Source organism: Nonomuraea sp. NPDC050643, from assembly GCF_040654715.1.
In the GTDB taxonomy this organism is placed as follows: Bacteria; Actinomycetota; Actinomycetes; order Streptosporangiales; family Streptosporangiaceae; genus Nonomuraea.
Genome location: NZ_JBFAIM010000007.1, coordinates 189,738 through 214,167, shown reverse-complemented (window position 1 = coordinate 214,167; position 24,430 = coordinate 189,738). Strand labels below are relative to the sequence as shown.

The window sequence follows — 24,430 nt, the reverse complement described above, 5'->3', positions numbered from 1 at the left end:
TGGGTGGCCGTGCCGGGGCGGACGGCGGCGGAGTCGTCACCAGCGGACGGGCACCTCGCTGAGACCGCCCACGAGAAGCCCCTCGACGCGGCGCAGGTCCCGCTCCGGCACCGCCAGTTCCAGGGTGGGCAGTTTGCGGAGCAGCGTTTCCAGCACGACCTGCAGCTCGGTGCGGGCCAGGGCCTGGCCGAGGCAGGAGTGCGGGCCCGCGCCGAAGGTGAGGTGGGGGTTGGGGCTGCGGCCGAGGTCCATGTCGTCGGCCCCGGCGAAGACGCTCTCGTCGCGGTTGGCGGCGGGCATGCCGCAGACGACGGTGGTGCCGGCGGGCAGCGTCTGTCCGTCGATGTCGACGTCCTCGGTGAGATAGCGGCGCAGGCCGAAGCCGAGGTTGGTGTCGAAGCGCAGCGACTCCTCCACGGCGGTACGCACGAGCGAGGGGTCGGCCAGCAGGCGTTCCCAGCGCGTGCGGTCCACCAGAAGCATGGCCACCATCTTGCCGATCATGTTGGCGGTGGTCTCGTGCCCGGCGACCAGCAGGCCCATCGCGGTGCTGAGGAGCTGGGCGTCGGTCAGCCCCTGACCCTCCTCCTCGCTCTCCCTGATGAGCATGCCGATCAGGTCGTCGGTCGGGGTGGCGCGCTTGGCGGTGACGTGGCCGGACATGTACTGCATGAATTCGGCCAGGCCCTTGCCGGTCTCCTCCTGGGAATACCGGGAGGTGCTGAGGAACATGTCCGACCAGTGGGAGAAGCGGTGCCGGTCCTCGGCGGGCACGCCGAGCATGTCGCAGATCACGTACACCGGCAGCGGGAAGCCGAGGTCGGCCTTGAGGTCGGCGGGGGCGCCGCCGCTCACCATGTCGGCGATGAGCCGTTCGGCGATCTCGGTCATGCCGGGACGCAGGGCCGCCATGCGCTTGGCGGTGAAATACTTGCCGACGAGGCGCCGCCACTGCTGGTGCCCCTCGCCCCTGTCCGGGATGGTCTGTGCCATGTCGCCGTTGGCGGCGGCGCCGCCCGTGCCTTCGGGCGCGACCCGGGCGGCGTTGTCGCCGGCCTTGGGCCGGGCGAAGCGGGGGTCGGCCAGCAGGCCCTTGACGTGCTCGTGGCGGGTCAGGAGCTTGGCGTGGTCGCCGCTGGGCAGCTCGATGGTGGCCACCGGGCACTTGGCGCGCAGCCGCTCCCATTCGGCGGGTGCCGACAGCGCGGTGTCGTACGGCAGCGGATAGGACAGGACTTCCTCGTTCTGACTCATGCGAGATCTCCCTCGGTACGGGGCTGACGATGAGGACGTGCGGTCACGAGGCGCTTCTGGTGGGCTCGGTCTCCACCACGGCTTTCGTGGCGGCTTTCGTGGCGGTCAGGGGCGGGATCGACGTCGTACGGCGCGGGATGGCGAGCGTCACCCCGGCCGCCGCCAACGCCACCACACCGCCGAGGACGAAGACGACCTGGAAGCCGGCCTCGGTCGGTATGGGGTGCCCGTCGGCGTTCTGGGTCATGTGGGCGAGGACGACGCCGATGACGGCGCTGGAGACCGTGATGCCGATCGAGCGCATGAGCGAGTTGAAACCGTTGGCGGAGGCGGTCTCCGAGCGCGGGACGGCGCCCATGATGAGGGCGGGCATGGCCCCGTACGCGAAGGCCACCCCGACGCTGATCACGCAGCCGAAGACGAGGATGCCGGCCGCCGTGCCCATCAGCGCCGGCGCCAGGGCGTAGCCGGCCGCGATGATCAGGGTGCCGATCAGCAGGGACGTACGCGGCCCCCGACGGCCCGACACCCGGGCGCCGATCGGCGAGACGGCCATCATCACCAGCCCTGCCGGCGCCATCCACAGGCCGGCGGCCAGCATCGACTGGCCCAGCCCATAGCCGAGCGCCTCGGGCAACTGGAGGAGCTGGGGCGCGGCCAGCGCCTGGGCGTACATGGAGAAGCCGACCACCACCGAGGCCAGATTGGTGAGCAGGACCTGGCGGCGGGCGGTGGTACGCAGGTCCACCAGCGGGTCGCGGGTGCGCAGCTCGTACCAGCCCCAGGCCGGCAGGATCACGAGGGCGGCGGCGAACAGGCCGAGCGTGGGCGCGCTGCCCCACCCCCAGTCACCGCCCTTGGAGACGGCGAGCAACAGGCAGACCAGCCCGGCGGCCAGCCCGATCGCGCCCGGGACGTCGAAACGTCCGCGCGTCGCGGGCGGGACGTGCGGAAGGAACACCGCGACCGCGATCCCGACGAGGGCGGCGATGCCGGCCGAGGCCCAGAACAGCACGTGCCAGTCGGCGTTCTCGGCGATGGCCGCCGCCACCGGCAGGCCGAGGGCGCCGCCGATGCCCAGGGACGAGCTCATCAACGCCACCGACGCACCCATGCGTTCGGGCGGTACGACGTCGCGCATGGTGCTGATCCCGACCCAGGACGCGTTCGCGGAGGAGGTGTGCAGGAGCCGCGGGAGTTCGCCGATGAGCGGCACCAGCAGGGTCCCCATCACCGACGCCACGATCCCGGCCCCGGCCAGCGTGGCCACGATCGCTCCTGAACGTCGTCGGGACGCGGAAGCCGTCATGGCATGCACCCTACACATGGCATGCATGATGCACAAAAGTTGCACTATGCCTATCCGGAGCATCATGCACATTGACGTATCGTGCAGGTGAGAGCACATGCACGATCGGAGGCGGCCGAATGGATGCCGAGCAGGCGGGCGCACAGGTCGAGCGCGAACTGCTGATCCTCACGCGGCAACGCGAGCTGACCACGCCACAGCCCGCACTGGGCGACGACCGCCTCGAACGCAGTGCGTACGTGCTGCTCACCCGGCTCGAAGTGCAGGGCCCGATGTCGATCGCCGACTTCGTGGACGCGTTCGGGCTGGCCGCCTCCACCTTCAACCGCCAGACCGCCGTCCTGCTCAAGGACGGCCTGGTCGAGCGCACCCTCGACCCCCAGGGCGCGATCGCCCGCAAGTTCCGCATCACGCGGAAGGGCGCCGAACGGCTGACCGCCGAGCGCGACAGGCTCGCCACGGGCATCGCCAAGGTGCTGGCCGACTGGCCGTCCGAGCGCCTGGAACGCTTCATCGCCGACCTTCGGCAGTTCAACACCGACGTCGAACGGCACAGCGGCCGGCCCTGGCCCCGCTGACCCCCCAAGCCCGCGCTGAGCCGTCGATGGCCTGGCGGGCGGCGGGACCGGCTGGCATGACCGGCCCCGCTCCCACGTCGGCCCAGGTGTGAGGCAAACGGCCGGTCGCCGCTCTCACTTCGGCTGAACGGACGGGGGCGTCCGTTAATGTCCAGGAGCGGTGCCAGAACCGGCCCCGATCGATCCCGGGACAAGGAGACGACGTTGAAGGCGGTTGCCATCCAGGCGTTCGGAAGGCCCGAGGGCCTCGCGGTCATCGAGGTCCCCGACCCGAGCCCCGCTGCGGGGCAGGTGCTGATCGCGATCGAGGCGATCGGCGTCGGCGGCGTCGACGCCGTGGTCCGCAGCGGTGCCGTCGCCGCCTACGGCTTCAAGGAGGGTCACATCCTCGGCGGCGAGATAGCGGGCACCGTGACCGCGGTCGGCGAAGGCGTCGACGTGTCATGGGCCGGGCGGCGCGTGTGGGCGTTCGTCGGCTTGGGCGGCGGCTATGCCGAGCAGGCGATCGCTCCGGCCGCGGGGCTCCTCCCCCTCCCGGCGAACATGTCGGCCGTCGAAGCGGTGACGCTCGGGAGCTCCGGAATGGTGGCCCACTTCGGCCTCCGCCACGCCCGTTTCGCACCGGGCGAGTCAGTGCTGGTACGCGGCGCGGCCGGCGGCATCGGGATCATGACGGTCCAGCTCGCGACTCGTGGGGGCGCCGGCGCGGTGGCGGTCACGACGTCCTCGGCCGAACGGGGTGACCGTCTGCGCAAACTCGGCGCGACCCACGTACTGGACCGCACCGGTGAGGGAGATGCGGACGCTCCCACGGGCTACGACGTCATCATCGACATCGTCGCCGGCGCGGACCTGCCTTCGTTCTTCACCAGGCTCAACCCGAACGGCCGCATGGTCGCCGTCGGCGCCGTCGCCGGCCACCCGCCGGCGGACTTCGCGATGGAGATGTTCACGGCGTTCCAGAAGTCGATGTCGTTCGCCACCTTCAGCGCGAACACCGTGCCCGAGTCCGACCGGCGCACCGTGACCGCCGACCTGCTCACCGCCGCGAGCCACGGCGAGCTGGACGTGGTGGTGCACGAGGTGCTGCCCCTGGAGCAGGCCGTGCTGGCCCACCAGAAGATGGAGGCCGGCGAGGTGTTCGGCAGAATCGTGCTCACCCCCACGAGGAGCTAGCGCGGGCTCACCATCGACGACACCGTCAGAGGCCACGCATCCCACGTCCACGCACTGGGACGACCTGTCCCAAACACCAGCCTGGTGCCGGTCACAGCGCCTCGGTGCGGCTGATCCGCTCTGCCAGGACTCGCTCAGAAGTCGAATTCGCCCTTCTTGGCGCCGTCGATGAAGGCGTCCCACACCTCAGGGCGAACGACAAATGGGGGCTGGTCCGGCGCCTCGGAGTCACGGATGCCGACACGCCCGCCGGACAGGGGAGCAACCTCCAAACAGTTTCCACCGTTCGCGCCCGTTTTCGTGGCTCTACGCCAGGCGGCGTCCGCCAGTTCGTCAGGCTGCTCAACCATCATCGGTCATACCTCGCTTGCATCTCGCGTATCACGTCCCGGGAGACGTGCACGGGATGAGCCCATGCACGGATGGTGTCGTATCTCAGGCTAATCGCCCCGATCTCCTCAACGCGATCGGTTACCTGGCCGCTGCTGGCGGACTCCAAATACGCCCAGACGTGCGCATCGGCAAGCGTCGCGATGGCGAACCCGCCCAGGAGGCCGGTCGCGATGCCGGCGTCGAGCGGCACCACCTGAACAGTGATCTTCGGATGCTCCATCAGCAGGAGCAACCGGTCGAGTTGTTGCCGCATGACCTCGCGCCCGCCGATCGGGCGGTGCAATACGCCCTCGTCGATCACCGCCGTGAAGATGGGAGGTGACGGCCGGTCGAAGATGGCTTGCCGCTGCAGCCTGACCTGCAGATACTCATCGACTTCCGTGTCTGTCGCCCCGGGGATCCCGCGCAGGACCGCACGAATGTAGTCGGCGGTCTGCAGCAGCCCCGGCACGAGGAAGGGCTCCCAACCTCGTATGACCTTGGCCGCCGCCTCGATCTTCGGCCGGTGAAGCCCTCGCAGTCGGCCCCCTGCGCAAGCGACCTGTCCCGCCGAAACCGGTGTCCGTCCGCCGGTTCCCCACATCAGCCAGGCCAAGAGCAAGCCAGATGGGCAACCCCGCCACCCAGGCGGAACCGGGCCCACTCACGGGGGTCCGGGGGTCGGGAGACCCCCGGCAAGGGGGCTCGGGGGAGCTGGGCCCCCGTAAGAGGAGCCCGGAGCCGATTCCGCGCGAAGCGCGTGACCGGCGAAGGCCCTTGCGGTTGGGCCGGAAATATCAGGATTCAGGCGCCCACGAAGCGCGGGTAGTAATCGAGGGCGAGGTCGAAGCCGTCGCGGCAGTTGCGGTGGGAGCGGTAGCAGGGGCGCCAGGCCGAGCTGGCGCCGACGCCGGCCTTCGCGTCGCTCAAGGCCGTCGGGACCCGTTTCGGCAGGGGCAGGAGGCCGTGGCCGAGGTAGCGGACCCCGGCCAGCTCCGTGTGGTTGCCCGGGCCGCCGGAGACGAAGGCGCCCAGGCGCCAGCCGCTCTCCTCGTCCCACACCAGCGCGCTGCCGTCGGCGAGCCTCAGCGTGGCGTCACGCGGGTCGCAGGGGCCTTCCCACCAGTCCGTGACCTCGGATCCGAGCTCGGCGAGAACATGCTGCACGTAGCCGATCGGCTGCTGCAACCACTCGTCGGTGTACGGCTCGACGTGCCTGATGGCCACGTACGGCACCTCCTTGTGCCCAAACGGTAAGGAAAAAGCGGCGATGCACAACCATACCCGCGACGAACTTATTCCGTTGCACATGCGTCTAGTCATTACGGACGATATTTACGTCCGACACGGGGAAGGAGGGGCGACCATGATAGCCACGGTTCTCCTCATCGCGCTGATGGTCGTTGCGGTAGCGGCCACGGAGCTGTGCCTGCGTTGCTCCACGGAGAGCAAAGAGAGTGTCGAGTCAGCCACTGAGATCGCCGGGGACTAGTCTCTGCGGCATGTCCCTGCTTCTCTGGCTGCACATCGGATTCGCGATCTTCACGATCGGCCCGGTCACCGCCGCGACGATGGCCGCGCCGCGCGTCATCCGCAACAAGAACGTGCCCGCGCTGCAGTTCATCCAGCGCACCACGAGGATCTACAGCCTGGGCAGCCTGGGCGTTCTCGTGTTCGGGGTGGCGCTCGGCGTGGTGATGGGCAACGGGCTGCTCGGCAAGTGGTACATGACGGCGTCGATGACCCTGTTCATCGTCGCCGTCGTGCTGCTCGTCATCATCGACCGCGACCTGCGCACCGCCGTCCGGGCGCTCTCCAGTGAGAGCGTGGACGACGACGCGAAGGTTCAGAACGGCCGGATCGCCGCGATCAGCGGGCTGCTGTCCATCATCTGGCTGGTGATCCTCTTCCTGATGGTGGTGCCGACGCCCTAACCGCCGACCGGGGCGACCTGGTCAGCCCAGGGCCCGCGTCAGGTCGGCGAGCAGGTCGTCGATGGTCTCGATGCCGACCGACAACCGCACCAGGTCGGCGGGCACCTCCAGCGGCGACCCGGCCGCCGAGGCGTGCGTCATCCTGCCCGGATGCTCGATGAGCGACTCGACCCCGCCCAGGGACTCGCCCAGCGTGAACAGCTCGGCCCTGTCGCACATCGCCACGGCCTCCTCCTCACCCCCGGCCATGCGGAACGACACCATGCCCCCGAACCGCTTCATCTGCTTGGCCGCCACCTCGTGCCCGGGGTGCTCGTCCAGGCCCGGGTAGAGCACCTGGGTCACCTTCGGGTGCGCCAGCAGCAGGTCGACGACGCGCTCGGCGTTGTCGCAGTGGCGGTCCATGCGTACGCCGAGCGTCTTGAGCCCGCGCAGTGTCAGCCAGGCGTCGAACGGCCCGGCCACGGCCCCCATGGCGTTCTGGTTGTAGGTCAGCTCCTCGCCGAGCCCGCGATCGGCGGCGATCAGCGCCCCGCCGACGACGTCGGAGTGCCCGCCCACGTATTTGGTCGTCGAGTGCACGACGATGTCGGCCCCTAGGGAGAGGGGCTGCTGCAGGTAGGGGGAGGCGAACGTGTTGTCCACGACCAGCAGCGCCTCGTTGTCGTGGGCGAGCTGCGCCAGCGCGGCGATGTCGGCGATGCCGAGCAGCGGGTTGGTGGGCGTCTCGACCCAGACCACCCTGGTCTTCTGGGTCATCGCCGCCGCCACGGCGTCGAGGTTGTGCAGCGGGACGGGGTCGTAGTGCAGGCCCCAGCGCTCGTGCACCTTGGCGAAGAGCCGGTAGGTGCCGCCGTACGCGTCGTTGGGGATGATCACGTGATCCTGCGGCCGGCACACCGTACGCAGGATGGCGTCCTCGGCGGCCAGCCCCGAGGCGAACGCGAGCCCGCGCGCCCCGCCCTCCACGGCGGCCAGCGCGCTCTCGAGCGCGGTCCTCGTGGGGTTGGCCGAGCGGCTGTACTCATATCCGGACCGCAGCCCGCCCACGCCGTCCTGCTTGTACGTGGACGTGGCGTAGATCGGTGGCACGACCGCGCCGGTCAGCGGGTCGGGCTCCTGACCTGCGTGGATGGCCAGGGTCTCAAAACCGTTGCTCATACAGGCCACGTTAACGGAAGACGGCCCGCGATCCGTTCCCCAACGGATCGCGGGCCGCGTACGGACCGCCGTTCCCCAACGGCCGCCCGTGGGGCCCGCGCACCATGCCCGCGCGGGCCGGCTGGTCAGGCCGCCTTGGGCTCCCGATGTTCCCCGCCTGACCTGGGCGGGAGGTGTACGACGTCCGCCTTGATGAACCGGCCCCTGCCGCCCTCCGTGTGCTCCCCGTTGATCCGGGAGAGCAGCACGGGGTCGGCCACGGCGAGCAGCACCGCGACGACCAGTCCCACACCCAGCAGCGCGAACCCGATGGCCACCATTTCCTGTCCCCTTCCGACATATCCCAGCATCGGCGATGCACCCTGCCCGGCACCTCCACTGAAGGGCTGGTCTGCTGAAGGCGCACTCGGCCGAACGGTTGATACGACTTGTCCGACTTCCGGCCTAGGCTCGAAGCCGTGGGGGATAGCAAGCGCGTCGTGTACTGGATCCGCCGGCTGAGTGAGATCGCGATGCTCGGCTGGCTGGGCATGATGCAGCTCGTCGATCTCGCGGTCGCGGCCTCGGTCGGAGGGCTGCAGTGGCTCGTGCCGTTCTGCGGCGCCTGCGGCATCGCGGCGGTCGTGCTGCGGCGCCGCTACCGGCTGGAGGGCTTCAGCGTCATGCTGGCCCTGTCGTTCGCCGTCTCGATGCTGATCGGGATCACCGGGCTGGAGGGCGCGCCCGGCTCGGCGGAGACGGGGGCGCTGCTGGTCCTGCTCATCGGCGTGCTGCGGCACGTGCAGCCGGTGCGGCTGGCGGCGGCGCTCGCGTGCGCGGCGCTGGTCGTCCTGATGGCGGAGGCGAGCGGGCGCGACTACGTCAACTCGGGGCTGGCGTTCTCGTTCCTGCTGTTCGCGGGCTGGTCGATGGCGGCCGGCGTCGGCGGCTACCTCCGCTTCCAGCAGGAACGCCGCACGGAGGCGGTCCACTCGGTACGGCGGGCGGAGCGCCTCGAACTGGCCAGGGAGCTGCACGACCTGGTCGCCCACCACATCACGGGCATCGTGGTCCAGGCCCAGGCCGCGCGCACGGTAGCGGAGACCCGGCCCGACGCCGTGGCGCCCGCCCTCGACGCGATCGCCGCGGCCGGGTCGGAGGCGCTGACGTCGATGCGGCGCATGGTGACCGTGCTGCGCACGGAGGACGACGCCGACCGCAGGCCCGGCGTCACGCTGGCCGACCTGCGCATGCTGACCGACCGGTTCTCCTCCGACGGCCCGAAGGTGGCCTTCGAGATCGGCCAGGGCCTCGACGACCGCACGCTGGCCCCGGAGGTCATGACCACCCTGCACCGGGTGCTCCAGGAGGCGCTGACGAACGTGCGCAAGCACGCCCCCCGTACCGCCTGGGTGGAGGCCGACCTGCGGCGTTACGAGAGGGCGGTGCTGCTGCGGGTGCGGAACTTCGGGTCCTCGTCAGATCCGCGGGTGTCCCGTCTTGGCGGCGGGTTCGGCCTGGTCGGGATGGCCGAGCGGGTGGAGGCGCTGGGCGGCCGGCTGTACGCGGGCCCGTCCCCGGAGGGCGCCTGGGAGGTGGTCGCCGAATTCCCGCTGGCCTGACTCGAACGCCCGCCCGTACGCCTCCTCCCCCAGGGTGTCGCGGAGCCGCCGGGTGATCCGGTCCATGTCCAGCCGTTCGCCGGCGGGCAACGGCGCTCCCACGTCCCGCCGCAGGGCCGTCGCGGCCCCGGCCAGCCTCGCCGCCTCCGCCACCCGCCCCTCGGCCCCCTGGGCCAGGGACAGCGCCCCGGCCAGCCCTTCCAGCGCCAGCGCCACCGCCCGGGGGTCGCCGCTCGCCTGGGCGGCCGTGTAGCCCTCGCGATGCCTGGCCAGGGCGTCGACGGCGTTGCCGCGCTGCTCGGCGGCGAAGCCCAGCTCGGCCATGATGAAGGCGATGCCGGGCGTCCCCTTCACCTGCCGCAGCCACTCCAGCACGGGCACCAGATATTCCTCCGCCTCCACGTAGCGCCCCTGCCGCCGGGCGCTCATGGCCAGGCCGAGCAGCGCGTTCTCCTCGGCGGGCATGTACGACTGCTCGGCCGCCAGCCGCCTGGCCCGCTCGTGGTAGTCGTCGGCCCGCGCGTAGTCGCCCGCCAGCAGGTGGATCCGGCCCAGCCCCGCCAGCTTGAACGACACCTCGAACCCGAGCTCCTCCGCCAGCCGCAGCCCCTCCTCACGCAGGCGGGTGGCCTTGGGATAGTCGCCGCGGATCTCGGCCGCCCGGTCGAGCACGTCCATGGCCTCGATCTGCCCCCACCCGTCCCCCAGCTCCCTGAACAGCGCCAGCCCCCGCTCCCCGTCGCGCTCCATCCCGTCCAGGTCGCCCCGGCCGCCGACGAGCTTGCCCCGCAGGCACAGGGCCGCCGCCACCCCCCATCGATCGTCCAGCGCCTCGAAGGCCCGCAGCGCCCGGTTCGCCGCCGCCTCGTGCGCCCGCAGGTCGCCGTACGCCCAGCGCACGTGGCTCAGGAGCCAGTCGGCCAGCGCCGTCCCCGCGGCGTCCAGGGCGCCCCGCCGCACGTCCGGCATCGGCTTCCCGATCAGCAGCTCGACCCCCGCCAGCCAGACCGAGGCCCGCGCGGCGTCCCCTGTAGGGGCGTCGAGGGCCGTGGTCAGGGCGCGGCGCGCCTCACGCAGGCGGCCCCGCAGGATCCAGTACCAGGCCAGGGCGTTGACCAGGCGCAACGGCTCCGGCCCCGAGAGGGCGAGCCGCAGGTTGGCGCTCTCCGCGTCGAGCCGGGCCAGCCACTCCCGCTGCCCCGGCCCTCTGAGGTCGGCCCGTTCGGCCAGGGCGGTGTAGTGGCGGGCGTGCCGCTCCCTGATCAGGTCGTGCTCCCCCGCCTCCCGCAACCGCTCCACGCAGTACGCCGTCACCGACTCCAGCAGCCGATACCGCGCCCCCCGGACGCGCACCACCAGCGACCGGTCCACCAGCCTGGCCAGCGCGTCGACCACGTCCACGCCGGGCTCGGCGCACACCTCCTCGGCCGCCTCCAGCGTGCACCCGCCGGCGTGCACGGCCAGCCGCCGCAGCACCACCCGCTCGGGCCCGGTCAGCAGCTCCCAGCTCCAGTCGATCATCGCCCGCAGGGTGCGCTGCCTGGCGGGTGCGTCGCGCATCCCGGCGCTGAGCAGCCTGAAGCGGTCGTCCAGCCGGTTCGCCAGCTCCCGCACCCCGAGGGCCCGCACCCGCGTGGCGGCCAGCTCCAGAGCCAGCGGGATGCCGTCGAGCCGCCGGCAGATGGTGGCCACAGTCTCGCTCGCCTCGACGTTCGCCCGGTCCGTGAACAGCCGTACGGCCTCGGCCTCGGGCAGCGGCGGCACCACCCGTACGCACTCGCCGGTCACGCTCAGCGGCTCCTGGCTGGTGGCCAGCACGCGCAGCCCGGGTGCGGCCCGCAGCAGCGCGGACACCAGCCCGGCCACCCCGCCCACCAGGTGCTCGCAGTTGTCGAGCACCAGCAGCACGCGCTTGGCCGCCAGCGCGGCGGCCAGTCTGGGCACCAGCGGGGCGGCGCCGTCGTCGCGCACCCCGAGCACGGCCGCGACCGCCTCCGCCGCGTCGGCCGCGCCCGCCAGCTCGACCAGCCACACCCCGTCGGGAGGACTCGAGGCGCGGGCCGCCGACAGCGCCAGCCGCGTCTTGCCGACGCCGCCCGGCCCCGTGAGCGTCACCAGGCGAGAGCTCTCCAGCAGCCCCCGCACCTCGGCCAGCTCCGCGTCCCGCCCGATCAGGTCGGTCAGCGGCGCGGGCAGGTTGGTCGGGGGCGCGGGCAGTCCGGTCCGGGTCGCGGGCGCCAGGTCCGCGTCCTGGCGCAGGATCGCCTGGTGCAGCGCGGCCGACTCCGGCGACGGGTCCAGCCCCAGCTCCTCCCCCAGCCGCGCCCGCAACCCCGCGTACGCCGCCAGCGCCTCCCCCTGGCGCCCACCCCGGTAGAGCGCCTTCATGTGCGCCACCACCAGCCGCTCCCGCAGCGGATGCAGGGCGACCAGGTCGCCGAGGTCCACGGGTTCGCCCAGTTCGAGACGTGTCTCGGCCTGCTCTTCGAGGGCCGCCAGGCGCGTCTCCTCCAGGCGCGCGATCTCGGCGCGGGCGAAGCCGGCATCGGCGAAGTCGGCGTAGGCGGGGCCGCGCCACAGCGCGAGGGCCTCGTCGAGCTCGGCGGCCCGCGCGGAAAGGTCCCGCGAACGCCGCTGGACCAGAGCCACGAAGCGGGCGGCGTCGGAGTCGTGCTCGGCCAGCCGGTAGCCGGCCGGCCCGAGCACGACCGCGCCGGGGTCGCCGAGCGAGCGGCGGAGCTGGGAGACGCGGGCCTGGAGGGTGCCCAGCGGGTTCCGGGTGGGCACCCGCCACAGGTCGTCGATCAGCCGGTCCGCCGAGACGGGGCCGCCCCCGTGCGCGAGCAGGTCGGCCAGGAGCGCCCGCACCTTGGCCTCGGCCACCGGTACGGGCGAGCCGTCGTCCGCCCAGACCTGCAACGGCCCGAGCACCCCGAAACGCACCACACCATGACCAACCCGTAGCGGGTCCGAAGGATTTCCGTAGCGGCCGGTCCGATGGTGGGGGCATGAGTCGAGTGACAGTAGTGGGACTGGGCCCGATGGGCTCGAAGATGGCCGAGACGTTCCTGGCCGCCGGTCACGAGGTGGCGGTGTGGAACCGTACGGCGGGCAAGGCCGACCCGCTGGTGGCCCAGGGGGCCGCGCGGGCGGCGACGGCGGCCGACGGCGACCTGCTGGTGGTCAGCCAGATCGGCTACCAGGCGATGTACGACAGCCTCGGCGACGCCCGGCTGGACGGGAAGGTGGTGGTCAACCTCTCCTCCGGCACCCCGGAGGAGCTGCGCGCGGCGGCCGGCTGGGTGACGGGGCGCGGGGGCACGCTGATCACCGCGGGCATCATGGTGCCGCCGCCCGGGATCGGGCAGCCGGGGGCGTACACGTTCTACAGCGGGCCGGAGGACGTGCTCGGCCGGCACGCCGCGACCCTCGAGGCGCTGAGCGCGGTCACCTACGTGGGGACCGATCCGGGCCTGGCGATGATGTACTACCAGGCCCAGTTGCTGATCTTCTGGTCCAGCCTGACCAGCTTCATGCACGCCACCGCGCTGCTGCGCACGGCCGGGGCGACGCCGGCGGAGTTCCTGCCGTTCGCCCGGGACCTGTTCAGCCAGCTCGGCGGCGACGGGCCCATGGGGTACGCCAAGATCCTGGCCGAGGAGATCACCGCCGGGGTGCACCCGGGCGGGGAGAACTCCCTGCACATGCAGGCCGTCGGCCTCGGCCACGCCGTGGAGGCGCTGGAGCAGGCCGGGCTGGAGACCACGGTGCCGAAGGCGTTGCACCGGCTCTTCGAGCGCGCCGACGCCGAAGGCCGCGGCGACGAGGGCCTCGGCACCGTGATCGAATCGATCAGCAAACCCTAGTGATTGGCGAGGAAGGCGAGCAGGTCCTGCCGGGTGAGCAGGCCGGAGGGCTTGCCGTCTTCCAGCACAACAGCCGCATCCGCCTTCTCCAGCGCTTCCACCGCACGAGCCACAGGTTCACCACTGCCGATCATGGGTAGCGGAGCGGACATGTGATCAGCGATCGGGTCGTCGGAGGAGAGCCGGCCGTGATAGAGGGCTTCGAGAAGATCGCGCTCCACGATGGAGCCGACCACTTCGGCCGCCATGACCGGCGGCTCCTCCTTCATCACCGGAAGCTGCGACACCGAGTATTCACGCATGATCGCGATGGCGGTGCCGACCGACTCGTGGGGGTGCGCGTGCACGAACTCCGGCATCCCCGGCTGCTTGCGCGCCAGCACGTCGCGGACCAGCCCCTCGTCGGACGACGTGATCAGGAAGCCGTAGTCGGCCATCCAGTCGTCGTTGAAGATCTTCGACAGGTAGCCGCGGCCGCCGTCGGGCAGCAGCACGACCACCACGTCGCCGGGCGAGCCCTGGGCCGCCACCCGCAGCGCCGCCACCACGGCCATGCCGCAGGACCCGCCGACCAGCAGCCCCTCCTCGCGGGCGAGGCGGCGGGTCATGTTGAAGGACTCCTTGTCGGACACCGCGATGATCTCGTCGCAGATCTCGGTGTCGTACGTGGCCGGCCAGATGTCCTCGCCGACCCCCTCCACCAGGTAGGGCCGCCCGGACCCGCCGGAGTAGACCGAGCCCTCGGGGTCGGCCCCGATGATCTTGACCCGCCCGCCGGAGACCTCCTTCAGGTAACGCCCCGTGCCGCTGATCGTGCCGCCGGTGCCGATGCCCGCCACGAAGTGCGTCACCTGGCCCTCGGTCTGCTCCCAGATCTCGGGACCCGTCGAGTGGTAGTGCGAATCCGGGTTGTTGACGTTGGAGTACTGGTCCGGCTTCCAGGCGTTCGGCACCTCGCGGGCCAGCCGGTCGGAGACCGAGTAGTAGGAGTCGGGATGGTCGGGCGAGACGGCGGTCGGGCAGACGACGACCTCGGCCCCGTACGCGCGCAGCACCGCGATCTTGTCCTGGGCCACCTTGTCGGGCACCACGAACAGGCACCGATAGCCCTTCCGCTGGGCCACGATGGCCAGGCCCACACCCGTGTTGCCGGACGTCGGCTCCACGATCACGCCGCCGGGCCGCAGCTCGCCCGACTTCTCGGCGGCCTCGATCATGCGCACCGCGATGCGGTCCTTGACCGAGCCCCCCGGGTTGAAATATTCGACCTTGGCGAGCACCTGGGCGGGCACTCCCGCGGTGACCTTGTGCAGCCGGACCAGTGGGGTGTTCCCCATCAGATCGACCAAGGAATCGTAAACGCGCACCGAGGTGTTCACCTTCTTTGCCGAAGCTTGATCAGCTTGCCAATGGCCGAGGTCCGGTGGGGGTGGCAGGGCCTCGGCTAGTTTTCAAGCAAACGCTACCGCCGAGTTCGACCGGGGAGGGCACCCACGTGGTCTGGGCAGCTGGCATGGCGCGCGCGGCGCGGAAGATCGCGACCGCGGCGGCTCTCGGAGGCGGCGGGCTGACGGCGCTCGGCGCCACGGCGTACGGGTTGCTGATCGCGGAGGGACTCCTCGCCCGCAGGGTCATCGGCCGCCCGCACGGCCTGGACGGCCCGCCCTCCGACGGCGTGTACGGCGACTTCCCCGGCGAGCCGCTCAAGCTGGCCATGCTCGGCGACTCCACGGCCGTCGGCCTCGGCATGACCGACCCGGCCCACACCCCCGGCGTGCTGCTCGCCCACGGCCTGGCCGCGGTCGCCGAGCGGCCGGTGGACCTGCTCGTCGCCGCCAAGTCGGGCACCCCCTCGGCCGAGCTGGGCGAGCAGGTGGACCTCGCCCTCGCCATGAAGGCCCACATGGCGGTGATCTTCGTGGGGGCCAACGACATCATCACCCAGACGCCGCCGGCGGCGGCCGTACGGCATCTGACCAAGGCCGTGCGGCGGCTGCGCGACGCGGGGATGGAGGTGGTCGTCGGCACCTGCCCCGATCTCGGCACGGTCCGGCCGATCGCGCAGCCGCTGCGCTGGGTGACCCGGCGCTGGAGCCGTCAGCTCGCGGCGGCGCAGACGGTGGCCGTGGTGGACGCGGGCGGCCGTACGGTGGCGTTCGCCGACGTCCTGGGGCCCGAGTTCGCCACAAATCCGTCAGAAATGTTCGGACCGGATCGTTTCCATCCATCTGACCGAGGTTACGCGCAGGCCGCTTACGCGGTGCTACCGTCAGTGTGCGCTGCGTTGGGGCTGTGGCCTGAGCCGCGCCCCGCGCGCGGCGAGGCACTGCAACCGATCTACCTTGCGGCGGCTACGGCCGCGGAGGAGCCCGGCACCGAGGTCGCCGCGACCCGGGTCGACGGGCGGGCGACGGGCCTGCACGGCAAGTGGGCGACGTTGTTCCGCCGGCGACTCGGCGAGACGCTCAACGACGCCTGACGGCTCGGCGAGATCGCGCCCCGAGCCGGTTACCCTCCGAGCCGGAGCCGTCACTCCTCGTCCTCTTTGGAGTGTTCTGCCCGTGCTCCGACCCCTCTGGAAAACCTCCCTCGCCCTCGCCGGGGCCCTGGCCGCCACCGCCTGCTCCGGCAGCGACGCGGCCACCTCGAAGTTCCTGACCTGGCACAACACCCAGGTCAACGCCGTCAGCCGGATGGCGGTGGCCGGCGGGGTCGTCGCCACCACCTCCATGAAGCCCGACGGATCGCTCGAGACCGTCGCCGTCTCCCTGAACGACGGCAAGCGCCTGTGGGCCTACCCCGCCACGATCGCGGGCCGCCTGCCCGGCATGGGCGTCTCGGCCCCCGCGGTCGTGGAGACCGGCAAGGACCAGGGCGTGATCGTCGCGCTCGACCCGGGCAAGAAGGCCCGCTGGAACGCCACCCTGATCGCCCGCGACGCGCACTCCGGGGTGCAGAAGTGGACCAGGCCGGTGCACTCGACGTTCGGCCCGCAGCGCTGCGGGCCGTACATCTGCCTGTCGGAGCACACCGCGCTGGCCAAGGCGCGCATGGTGGTGCTCGACCCGGCGACCGGCAGGCAACTGTGGAAGCTGCCGGGGATCTCCGAGGTCGAGTGGTCCGACCAGGGCCGGGTCCTGCTGCTCAGGCTGGCCGCCAACCCCATGATCGAGTCGTACGAGCTCAAGACCGGCAAGCTCCAGTGGCAGCAGCCCATCGAGCAGGCGCTCGGCCCCGGGATCGACATGTCGGGCGGGTGGGCGTTCGGCGCGAGCGGCGACGACATGGTCGGCTACGTCGCCCCCTACACCAACCCGCAGACGAAGAAGGTCTCCACCTTCGGGCTGTTCTCCGTCAAGATCGCCGACGGGACGATCAACTGGATGCGGCCCTCGGTCGTACGCGTCTATCCGAGCGGCAGCCCCGGCTTCGCCCCCGTCGTACGCCCGGTCGACCGCCAGGGCTCCTACGGCGGCTTCGCCCGGCTCGACTCGGCGACCGGGCGCGTGCTCGGCCAGGTCACCGCCGCCGACGTCCCCGGGTCGGGCTGGTGGCTGGCCTTCCCCGACCGCATGGACAAGCTGGGCTTCCTCAAGCACAACGCCAAGGGCACGGCCTTCGACATCGTCTCGGGCAGGCCGGTGCCGGTGGAGGAGGAGCGCGGCTGGTCCTTCTGCGTCACCGACCCCAAGCCCCTGCCGCTGCGCGGGCAGGCTCCGGGCTTCTACTCCACGGCCGCGCTGTGCGAATACGACCTCGGCACCGGCAAGCGGGCCTCCCCGGGCATGGCGCCGCCGCCCTGGTTCACGGGCAGCCAGGAGGGGTGGCGGCTGTGGCGCGACGAGAAGGGGGCCGTGCACGCGGTGAACGACCACACGGCGACGGCGCCGGGCATGTACGGATGAGGGGCCGGGCGGGGCTTGCGCGGAGAACTGGAATATAGTTCTACTATTAGCGCCGACAAAGGAGGGGCCATGCCCGAGGCAGTCATCGTCGCAACCGCGCGTTCCCCGATCGGACGAGCCTTCAAGGGGTCGCTCAAGGAGATCCGTCCCGACGACCTGACCGTGCAGATGATCCAGGCGGCGCTGGCCAAGGTGCCCCAGCTCGACCCGGCCTCCATCGAGGACCTCATGCTCGGGTGCGGGCTGCCCGGCGGTGAGCAGGGCTTCAACATGGCCCGGGTGGTGGCCGTGCGGCTCGGGCTGGACAACGTGCCCGGCACCACGGTGACCCGCTACTGCTCCTCGTCGCTGCAGACCACCAGGATGGCCTTCCACGCCATCAAGGCGGGCGAGGGCGACGTGTTCGTGTCGGCGGGGGTGGAGACCGTGTCCCGCTTCACCAAGGGCAACTCCGACTCCCTGCCCGACACGCACAACCCGCTCTTCCTCGACGCGCGGGCGCGCACCAAGACGTACGAGGAGGGCGGGCGCGTCTGGCACGACCCGCGCGAGGACGGCGAGCTCCCCGACGTCTACATCGCCATGGGCCAGACCGCCGAGAACCTGGCCCAGCTCAAGGGCGTCTCCCGCCAGGAGCAGGACGAGTTCGGCGTGCGCTCGCAGAACCTGGCGGAGAAGGCGCTGGCCGACGGGTTCTGGCAGAAGGACATCACGCCCGTGACGCTGCCCGACGGGACGGTGGTCGCCAAGGACGACGGGCCGCGCGCCGGGACGACGTACGAGAAGGTCGCCGGGCTGGCCCCCGTCTTCCGGCCCGACGGGACCGTCACGGCCGGCAACTGCTGCCCGCTCAACGACGGGGCCGCGGCGGTGGTCGTGATGAGCGACGTCAAGGCGGCCGAGCTCGGCATCACGCCGCTGGCCAGGATCGTGTCCACCGGGGTGTCGGGGCTGTCGCCCGAGATCATGGGCCTCGGGCCGGTGGCGGCCTCGCGGCAGGCGCTGTCCAGGGCGGGGATGGCGATCGAGGACATCGACCTGGTGGAGATCAACGAGGCGTTCGCGGCCCAGGTGATCCCGTCGTACCGGGAGCTGGGGATCGACCTCGACCGGCTCAACGTCAACGGCGGGGCGATCGCGGTCGGGCACCCGTTCGGGATGACGGGGGCGCGGATCACGTCCACGCTGATCAACAGCCTGCAGCACCACGACAAGAGCATCGGGCTCGAGACGATGTGCGTGGGCGGCGGCCAGGGTATGGCGATGGTCGTGGAGCGCCTCTCGTAGCTCTTGCGTCGCGGCGGGGGACATCTCTTACGGCGGGCCACGGCCCGCCACCCGCCGCACGTGGCCGGGGCGGTCCAGGGAAACGGCCGCTGACCGGACGACGCGACCCGCCGTTACGCGAGCCCCCGTTGCCCGGCTTCCGCGGCCTCCCCTGCCGCCCGCCCGAGCCGTCTCCCCCGGGCCGTCTCCCCCGAGCCGCCCCGCCCAGGCCGTCTTCCCTGGCCGCCCGCCCAGGCCGTCTTCCCCGGCTGCCTACCCGTGGCGGTCGGGGCCCGCGTGCGTCGGCGTGATCCGCATGATCACCCGCTGCTCCCGCTCCATGGCCGCGCGGTAGTCCGCCCAGTCGGGATGCTCACCCGAGATGTCCCGGTAGTAGGTGACCAGCGGCTCCATGGCCTCCGGCAGCGAGACGATGTCGGCCGTGCCGTCGACCTGGATCCAGTCGCCGTAGAAGCGGTCCGTGAAGACGCACAGCGACACGTGCGGGTCGCGGCGGACGTTGCGCACCTTGACCGCGGTCTCCCTGGTGCTGATGACCACACGGCCGTCCTGCACTCCTGCGGTGATCGGTGACATCTGCGGGCGCCCATCGCGATGCCGGGTCATCAGGACTGCGTGGTGATTGTCGCGGAGGAAGGCGAGTGCCTTGTCGAGATCCATGCCCCCATGATGACGCGCCCGCGCATGGGTGCACGGGCGCGTGGGGCGGGTTGGGCTTAAATGAAGCCCATGCGGTTACGGCGGTGCCGCTCGTGTTCGTGCACGATCGCGGCGGCGTAGCCGTGGGTCAGCCCGTGCTCGTCGGCAAGCCAGTTGGCCCGCTCGTCGCACCTCAGGAAAGCCGGGCCGTTGTCGATGGCTTGGAACCACTCTGGGAGTTCGCGTCCCGTTATGGTCGGGACCCTTGCGATGAGCTTCGTCTGCGTCTCCGGTGAGTGGTTCAAGGACATGGGCACCTCCGCGGATTAAGGTCCTTTGCTTGACACTGCAACACGGACGTGAGAATGGCAACCCCTGAGCCAGGCATCATTTTGTGACGGCGGGTAGATTTTCGGTCGCACAGCGAGAGGGCCCCGCCGGATCGGCGAGGCCCTCTAGGGTGAAGCGGTGCTGAACGATCAGTCGCTGTTGCTGAAGTAGCTGATGAAGCGGAGCACCTCGAGGTAGATCCACACGAGGCTCAGCGTCAGGCCGAACGCGCACTGCCAGGCGAACTTCTCCGGTGCGCCCTGCTTGACGCCCTCCTCGATCGAGTCGAAGTCGAGCAGGAGGAAGAAGCAGCCGATCAGGATCATGACGATGCTGAACGCCCAGCCGATGGGGCTGTCGGTGCGCAGACCGAGGCCACCGTCGTTGAAGATCCCGACGAGCATGTTGACGAGCAGCAGCCCGAGGGCCGCGATCGCGGCGGCGATGCCGAACTTCACGAGTTTGGGCGTGACGCGGATGATGCGCAACGAGTAGACGGTCAGCACCGCGCCGAACGCGAATGCCGTGCCTAGCACCGCCTGCAGCACGATGCCGCTGATCATGCCCTCGAAGACGGAGCTGATCTTCCCGAGGAAGATGCCCTCGAACACCGCGTAGCCCAGGATGAGGGCCGGGTTGGTGCTCATGGTGAACGAGGCGATCAGCCCCAGGATCAGTGCCACGATCGCGGCGCCGATGGCCACCATGGGCGGAACGTTGAGTATCCAGGCCGCGGCCGCCGCCACGACGAGCGCGCCGAGGGTCATGAACCCTCGGACCACCACGTCGTCGAGCGTCATGGTGCGGTAAGCCGGCCTGGACGGCGGGGCGTACGACGGGGCGTCGTACATGTTCTGCAGCTGGTCGGGGGACGGGGCCGGGCCGGCCCAGCCCGACGCGGCCTGCTTCCGCGACCTGCTGAATACGGGGTTCTTGCTCTCCATCGCTGCCTCCTGTGACGCCGAGCCTATGGGGCCCGGCGGCACCTTGGTCAACTGACGCTCAGATCGATGTCATTCGGGACTCGGCGGGGTTCACAACGAACATGCCCGCTCCAGAGTTCCCATGGTCAACGGAGGCGGAAAAATCTTGCCCTGGGGGCCGGCCGGCCGGCCGGAGGGGGCCGACGGCGGGCCCGGAAGTTTTCCGGAAGCGGAAAAGGCCGGTTGTAAAGCGTAGTCAACCATTCACGGAAAGAAACTGAGTGCAGAAACGCGACGGCTTGTCAATATCGCCAGGAGCATGAAACTTTCGGACTCGGCCAACAAGGAGCGCTCCGCTCCGGAAGTTTACCCTGCTGCTTGAAACCCGTACGTGACCGGCCCTCCACCAGCAGTGATCGGCCTCCGAAGGGGCCGCTGGCGTAACAACTCGATATCGACAGCAGGGCCCGTCCGATGACTGCGGTAAACCTCCAGGTCAGAGACCTAAAGGCGGCGAAGATGGCAGTGCCCCCGGCGGGATTCGAACCCGCACGTCAACCCTTTTAAGGGGTTTGCCTCTGCCATTGGGCTACGGGGGCGCCGCAATCATACGAAACGGACCATGCTTCCGAGGAGCACAACTTCGCATCAGGCGTCACAACTGTGAAGTCTGCGGTGAAGTGATAGCGCTCCCGGCACTCTGTCCAAGAAGAGTAGACCGTCCAGATGGTCCAGTTGGTGCTGAATGCAACGAGCTTCGAACGCGTCCGCTTCGATGGTGACGGTCTCGCCGCTGCCTGGCAAATGCCCATGTACGGTGATACGCGTCGCACGGAGCACGTCGGCCGTGAGCCCCTGGATGGACGCGCACCCCTCGCGCCCGTGATCCCAGTGGGAGGCCGTGGCGAGCCGTGGATTGGCCACCACGAGCTCTCCGGCCCACGATCGACTTCTGGGGTGGGCCCCGGCGTCAAAGGCGATCAGCCGCCAGCTCAGCCCGATCTGAGGGGCCGCCAGGCCCGTCGTGGAGGTCTCCCCGCGCAGGGTCGCCAGCAGATCCGCCGCCGCGGCCACGACGTCGGGGTCGGTGGGATCCACCGGCTCGGCCACGGTGGACAGGAGAGGGTGCGGGGCACCGATCACCTCACGCGCCGTCCCGCCCGCGAGCCCACTCGACGGGCCGCTCCCGGAGCCACTCCCCGAACCGCTCGTCGGGCCATTCCCCGGACCGCTCGTCGAGCCCTGCGCCGGGCCGCCGGCGGGCCCTCTCGCGGGGCCTGCGGGGCCGGTCACAACAGGTCCGGTTCTACGGGGCGGAAGGTGATGTCGGAGTCGAGGCCGGCGCCGACGGCCGCCAGCCTGCGCATGAGCGCCGCCACGTCCACCTCCTTCGGCAGCTCGACGTCGGCGATGAGGACGTACAGGCGGCCGGTGAGCCTCGTGCTCATGCCGGTGATGTTGCCCCCGTCCGCGGCGAGCACGGCGCTGATGGCCGAGATGATGCCGGGGCGGTCGGGGCCGTGGACGGTCAGCACGTAGCCGAGGCCGTCCCCCTCGTCGCAGAAGTGGCGGCGGGCCTCAATGGCCGAGGCGGTCACCACCAGGTCGGGCGCGCCCAGGCGCTTCATCAGCTCGGCGGAGTCGAGCTCGCCGGACACGAGCAGCATCATCGCCACGTGGCCGCCGAGCAACGTCATGGTCGAGTCCTGGATGTTCGCTCCGCAGTCGGCGAGCGAACCGGTGACTGCGGCGATCACGCCGGGCCGGTCGACGCCGAGCACGGTCACCGCTGAGAGCCCCACCCGTGGTACCCCTTCCGCTTGCGACCAGGGGTGCCGAAAACGCCCCGGCGGTGATCGCCGGGGCGCTGCCGTACCTGGGCTAGCGGCGAGTCGTCGCCACCGCGGCCCTGAAGCCTTCGCGAGGGTGCTCCATCTCACCCAGAGAGATCGTCTCTCGCTTGAAGAACAGGGCCAGGGTCCAATCGACGACGACACGGACCTTGCGGTTCAGCGTCGGCACCCGCGACAGATGGTAAGTGCGGTGCATGAACCACGCAGGGAATCCGCGAAGCTTGACGCCATAGACATTGGCGACACCCTGATGCAGACCCAGTCCGGCCACCGATCCGACATACTTGTGGCGGTATTCGACCAGTTCCTGTCCGCGCAGGTGACGGACGATGTTGTCGGCCAGTACCTTGGCCTGACGTACGGCGTGCTGGGCGTTCGGGGCGCAGTACTGCCCGGGGTTGGTCACGTCGGGCACCCCGGAGGCGTCGCCCGCCGTGAAGGCGTCCTGCGTGCCCGCCACGGTGAGCAGGGCGGTGGCCTTGATCCGGCCGCGCTCGTCGAGCGGCAGGTCGCTGTCGTTGACCACGGGGCTGGGCTTGACGCCGGCGGTCCACACGAGCGTCTCGGCGTCGAACTCCGAGCCGTCCGACAGCACCACGTGGCCGCCCTCGCAGGACTCCAGGCGGGTGTCGAGCTTGACGTCGATGCCGCGCTCGCGCAACTGCTCCAGGGTCCACTTGCCCATCTCGGGGCCGACCTCGGGCAGCACCCGGTTCGTGGCCTCCACGAGCACCCAGCGGATGTCCGACGGCTCGATGTTGCGGTAGTAGCGCGTCGAGTCCTTCGCCATGTCCTCGAGCTCGGCCAGCGCCTCCACGCCCGCGAAGCCGGCCCCGACCACGACGAACGTCAGCGCCCTGCGCCGCACCTCCGGGTCGTCGGTCGACTCGGCCACGTCGAGCAGGTGCAGCACGCGGTTGCGCAGCGCGATGGCCTCGCCCACGGTCTTGAACCCGATGCCGATGTCGGTGAGCCCGGGAATGGGCAGCGTGCGGGAGATCGACCCGGCGGCCATCACGATGACGTCGTAGGCCACCTGGCGCGGGTCGCCCTCGGCCGGCTGGAAGGTCACGAGGCGCGCCGCGTGGTCGACCTTGGTCACCGTGCCGTTGAGGATGCGCACCTTCGGCAGGATCCGGCGCAGCGGCGCCACCACGTGCCGCGGCGAGAGGTTACCCGCGGCGGCCTCCGGCAAGAAGGGCTGGTAGGTCATGTAGGACTGGGGGTCGATGATCGTGATGCGTGCTTCGCCGGACCGGAGCTGCCGGTGGAGTGTGCGCTGCAGCCGGAGCGCTGTGTACAGGCCGACGTATCCGCCGCCGACGATCAAGATGTGCTTGTTCATCCTGAGGCCCCATCCCTCGTGGAGTGCTTGTGAAAGCATTCACAAGCCTATGTCATGGGCTCCCGATGAGGCCAATCCAGGGGTGGTGCGACGCGTCACACCGCCAGTGACCTGGCCCTGGAGAAGATGTCGTCCAGCATTTGGGCGGTGACGCGGCCGGTGAACGTGTTCTGCTGGCTGGGGTGGTAGCAGCCGACGAGCGTCACGGGGGCGCCCGCGTACCGGATCTCGGCCTCGGCGCCGTGGCCGAACGGCGGGCGGGCGCGCGGCAACTCGTAGCCGGCATCCTTGAGGGCGGGCCACATGGCCTGCCAGGCGTAGCCGCCGAGCGCCACGACCACCCGCACGCTGGGCGCGACCAGCTCGATCTCCCGCTCCATCCACGGGAGGCACGCGGCCTTCTCCGAGGGCTCCGGCTTGTTCGCGGGCGGCGCGCACCGCACCGACGCCACCACCCGCACGCCGAGCAGTTCCTGCCCGTCCCCCGCGTGCGTGCTGGTCTCCTGTGCGGCCAGACCCGTGCGGTGCAGCGACGCGAACAGCCAGTCGCCGCTGCGGTCGCCGGTGAAGATGCGGCCGGTCCTGTTGCCCCCGTGGGCGGCCGGAGCCAGGCCCACCAGCAGGATCCGCGGCCGCTCGGCGCCCCAGCCGGGGACGGGACGGCCCCAGTACGTCTCGTCCGCGAACGCGCGCCGCTTCGTCACGGCGACCTCCTCGCGCCATGCCACCAGGCGCGGGCAGGCGCGGCAGACGGACTGCCTGGCCGTGAGCTCCGCGAGGGTGCTGCTGGTGGCGGCGAGGCGGCGCACGTCCGCGGGGTCCGTGGCGACCGGGGTGTCAGCGGTCGCCGGGTCGCCGGGCCAGCCGGTGCCAGGAGGTACGAAGCTCATGACACCG

At 70.9% G+C, this 24,430-nt stretch carries 23 protein-coding genes, 1 tRNA gene and 1 pseudogene; 8 read left to right on the top strand and 17 right to left on the bottom strand.

Annotated features, from left to right (window positions below; translation table 11 throughout):
- Positions 1-36: 36 nt before the first annotated feature.
- Together AB0I15_RS11775 and AB0I15_RS11770 are read right to left on the bottom strand one after the other, a co-directional pair.
- The gene (locus tag AB0I15_RS11775) at positions 37-1,254 is read right to left on the bottom strand and encodes a cytochrome P450 (RefSeq protein ID WP_358093388.1); all 1,218 of its coding nucleotides are present in this window, start codon (positions 1,252-1,254) and stop codon (positions 37-39) included.
- Between the two features lie 43 nt (positions 1,255-1,297).
- Complete coding sequence (locus tag AB0I15_RS11770) at positions 1,298-2,524, bottom strand: MFS transporter (RefSeq protein ID WP_358093385.1); 1,227 nt, start codon at positions 2,522-2,524, stop codon at positions 1,298-1,300.
- Positions 2,525-2,682: 158 nt separating this feature from the next.
- On the opposite strand from AB0I15_RS11770, the gene AB0I15_RS11765 reads away from it, so the two are divergent.
- A complete protein-coding gene (locus AB0I15_RS11765; RefSeq protein WP_358093383.1) occupies positions 2,683-3,141 on the top strand; it encodes a MarR family transcriptional regulator in 459 nt (152 codons plus the stop codon).
- Positions 3,142-3,345: 204 nt separating this feature from the next.
- Positions 3,346-4,317 (top strand): zinc-dependent alcohol dehydrogenase family protein, encoded by a 972-nt coding sequence (locus AB0I15_RS11760; protein ID WP_358093380.1) that lies wholly within the window; start codon positions 3,346-3,348, stop codon positions 4,315-4,317.
- 134 nt (positions 4,318-4,451) lie between these two features.
- Here AB0I15_RS11760 and AB0I15_RS11755 read toward each other — a convergent pair whose 3' ends face one another.
- From AB0I15_RS11755 to AB0I15_RS11745, 3 genes are all read right to left on the bottom strand, one after another.
- Positions 4,452-4,670, bottom strand: a complete 219-nt coding sequence (locus tag AB0I15_RS11755) for a DUF397 domain-containing protein (RefSeq protein WP_358093378.1) — start codon at positions 4,668-4,670, stop codon at positions 4,452-4,454.
- Positions 4,667-5,293, bottom strand: a complete 627-nt coding sequence (locus AB0I15_RS11750; protein ID WP_358093659.1) for a DUF5753 domain-containing protein — start codon at positions 5,291-5,293, stop codon at positions 4,667-4,669. The genes AB0I15_RS11755 and AB0I15_RS11750 overlap by 4 nt, the downstream gene beginning before the upstream one ends.
- 200 nt (positions 5,294-5,493) lie before the next feature.
- Positions 5,494-5,916 carry a DUF6292 family protein gene (locus tag AB0I15_RS11745; RefSeq protein ID WP_358093375.1) on the bottom strand — a complete coding sequence of 141 codons (423 nt, stop codon included), beginning with the start codon at positions 5,914-5,916 and terminating at the stop codon, positions 5,494-5,496.
- Between the two features lie 275 nt (positions 5,917-6,191).
- Here AB0I15_RS11745 and AB0I15_RS11740 point away from each other — a divergent pair, with 275 nt between their 5' ends.
- A complete protein-coding gene (locus AB0I15_RS11740; protein ID WP_358093372.1) occupies positions 6,192-6,623 on the top strand; it encodes a hypothetical protein in 432 nt (143 codons plus the stop codon).
- Positions 6,624-6,644: 21 nt separating this feature from the next.
- Here AB0I15_RS11740 and AB0I15_RS11735 read toward each other — a convergent pair whose 3' ends face one another.
- Both AB0I15_RS11735 and AB0I15_RS11730 read right to left on the bottom strand, forming a co-directional pair.
- Positions 6,645-7,784 (bottom strand): cystathionine gamma-synthase, encoded by a 1,140-nt coding sequence (locus AB0I15_RS11735; RefSeq protein ID WP_358093369.1) that lies wholly within the window; start codon positions 7,782-7,784, stop codon positions 6,645-6,647.
- Positions 7,785-7,909: 125 nt separating this feature from the next.
- Positions 7,910-8,104: a hypothetical protein gene (locus AB0I15_RS11730; protein WP_358093366.1), complete on the bottom strand. Its 195-nt coding sequence runs from the start codon at positions 8,102-8,104 to the stop codon at positions 7,910-7,912.
- Between the two features lie 192 nt (positions 8,105-8,296).
- On the opposite strand from AB0I15_RS11730, the pseudogene AB0I15_RS11725 reads away from it, so the two are divergent.
- Positions 8,297-9,319 (top strand): annotated as a pseudogene (locus AB0I15_RS11725) (histidine kinase); the annotation flags it as partial.
- On the opposite strand, the gene AB0I15_RS11720 reads toward AB0I15_RS11725, so the two are convergent.
- Positions 9,242-12,328 (bottom strand): BTAD domain-containing putative transcriptional regulator, encoded by a 3,087-nt coding sequence (locus tag AB0I15_RS11720; protein ID WP_358093363.1) that lies wholly within the window; start codon positions 12,326-12,328, stop codon positions 9,242-9,244. The pseudogene AB0I15_RS11725 and the gene AB0I15_RS11720 sit on opposite strands and share 78 nt — an antisense overlap.
- 65 nt (positions 12,329-12,393) lie before the next feature.
- Between AB0I15_RS11720 and AB0I15_RS11715 the strand changes: the two genes are divergently transcribed.
- The gene (locus AB0I15_RS11715) at positions 12,394-13,251 is read left to right on the top strand and encodes an NAD(P)-binding domain-containing protein (RefSeq protein ID WP_358093360.1); all 858 of its coding nucleotides are present in this window, start codon (positions 12,394-12,396) and stop codon (positions 13,249-13,251) included.
- Here AB0I15_RS11715 and AB0I15_RS11710 read toward each other — a convergent pair.
- Positions 13,248-14,618, bottom strand: coding sequence for a cystathionine beta-synthase (locus AB0I15_RS11710; RefSeq protein WP_358093357.1), 1,371 nt, complete (start codon positions 14,616-14,618; stop codon positions 13,248-13,250). The two genes, AB0I15_RS11715 and AB0I15_RS11710, sit on opposite strands and share 4 nt — an antisense overlap.
- Before the next feature lie 128 nt (positions 14,619-14,746).
- Here AB0I15_RS11710 and AB0I15_RS11705 point away from each other — a divergent pair, with 128 nt between their 5' ends.
- The 3 genes from AB0I15_RS11705 to AB0I15_RS11695 all read left to right on the top strand — a co-directional run bounded on the left by AB0I15_RS11705 (position 14,747) and on the right by AB0I15_RS11695 (position 18,443).
- The gene (locus AB0I15_RS11705) at positions 14,747-15,730 is read left to right on the top strand and encodes an SGNH/GDSL hydrolase family protein (protein WP_358093354.1); all 984 of its coding nucleotides are present in this window, start codon (positions 14,747-14,749) and stop codon (positions 15,728-15,730) included.
- Between the two features lie 82 nt (positions 15,731-15,812).
- A complete protein-coding gene (locus tag AB0I15_RS11700) occupies positions 15,813-17,156 on the top strand; it encodes a PQQ-binding-like beta-propeller repeat protein (protein WP_358093352.1) in 1,344 nt (447 codons plus the stop codon).
- 69 nt (positions 17,157-17,225) lie between these two features.
- On the top strand, positions 17,226-18,443 hold the full coding sequence (locus AB0I15_RS11695; RefSeq protein ID WP_358093349.1) for an acetyl-CoA C-acetyltransferase: 1,218 nt from the start codon (positions 17,226-17,228) through the stop codon (positions 18,441-18,443).
- 252 nt (positions 18,444-18,695) lie between these two features.
- On the opposite strand, the gene AB0I15_RS11690 is transcribed toward AB0I15_RS11695, so the two are convergent.
- From AB0I15_RS11690 to AB0I15_RS11655, 8 genes are all read right to left on the bottom strand, one after another.
- A complete protein-coding gene (locus tag AB0I15_RS11690) occupies positions 18,696-19,103 on the bottom strand; it encodes a PPOX class F420-dependent oxidoreductase (protein ID WP_358093346.1) in 408 nt (135 codons plus the stop codon).
- Positions 19,104-19,159: 56 nt separating this feature from the next.
- On the bottom strand, positions 19,160-19,393 hold the full coding sequence (locus AB0I15_RS11685; protein ID WP_043628756.1) for a DUF4287 domain-containing protein: 234 nt from the start codon (positions 19,391-19,393) through the stop codon (positions 19,160-19,162).
- Between the two features lie 168 nt (positions 19,394-19,561).
- Positions 19,562-20,356, bottom strand: coding sequence for a Bax inhibitor-1/YccA family protein (locus AB0I15_RS11680; RefSeq protein ID WP_358093343.1), 795 nt, complete (start codon positions 20,354-20,356; stop codon positions 19,562-19,564).
- Positions 20,357-20,861: 505 nt separating this feature from the next.
- Positions 20,862-20,934: transfer RNA gene (locus AB0I15_RS11675), tRNA-Leu, on the bottom strand.
- A 49-nt stretch (positions 20,935-20,983) separates the two neighbouring features.
- The gene (locus AB0I15_RS11670) at positions 20,984-21,478 is read right to left on the bottom strand and encodes a peptide deformylase (protein ID WP_358093340.1); all 495 of its coding nucleotides are present in this window, start codon (positions 21,476-21,478) and stop codon (positions 20,984-20,986) included.
- Positions 21,479-21,624: 146 nt separating this feature from the next.
- Positions 21,625-22,137 carry an ACT domain-containing protein gene (locus AB0I15_RS11665; RefSeq protein ID WP_358093337.1) on the bottom strand — a complete coding sequence of 171 codons (513 nt, stop codon included), beginning with the start codon at positions 22,135-22,137 and terminating at the stop codon, positions 21,625-21,627.
- A gap of 79 nt (positions 22,138-22,216) precedes the next feature.
- Positions 22,217-23,533 carry an NAD(P)/FAD-dependent oxidoreductase gene (locus tag AB0I15_RS11660; protein WP_358093334.1) on the bottom strand — a complete coding sequence of 439 codons (1,317 nt, stop codon included), beginning with the start codon at positions 23,531-23,533 and terminating at the stop codon, positions 22,217-22,219.
- A gap of 95 nt (positions 23,534-23,628) precedes the next feature.
- Positions 23,629-24,423: a uracil-DNA glycosylase gene (locus tag AB0I15_RS11655; protein WP_358093331.1), complete on the bottom strand. Its 795-nt coding sequence runs from the start codon at positions 24,421-24,423 to the stop codon at positions 23,629-23,631.
- Between the last annotated feature and the right edge of the window lie 7 nt (positions 24,424-24,430).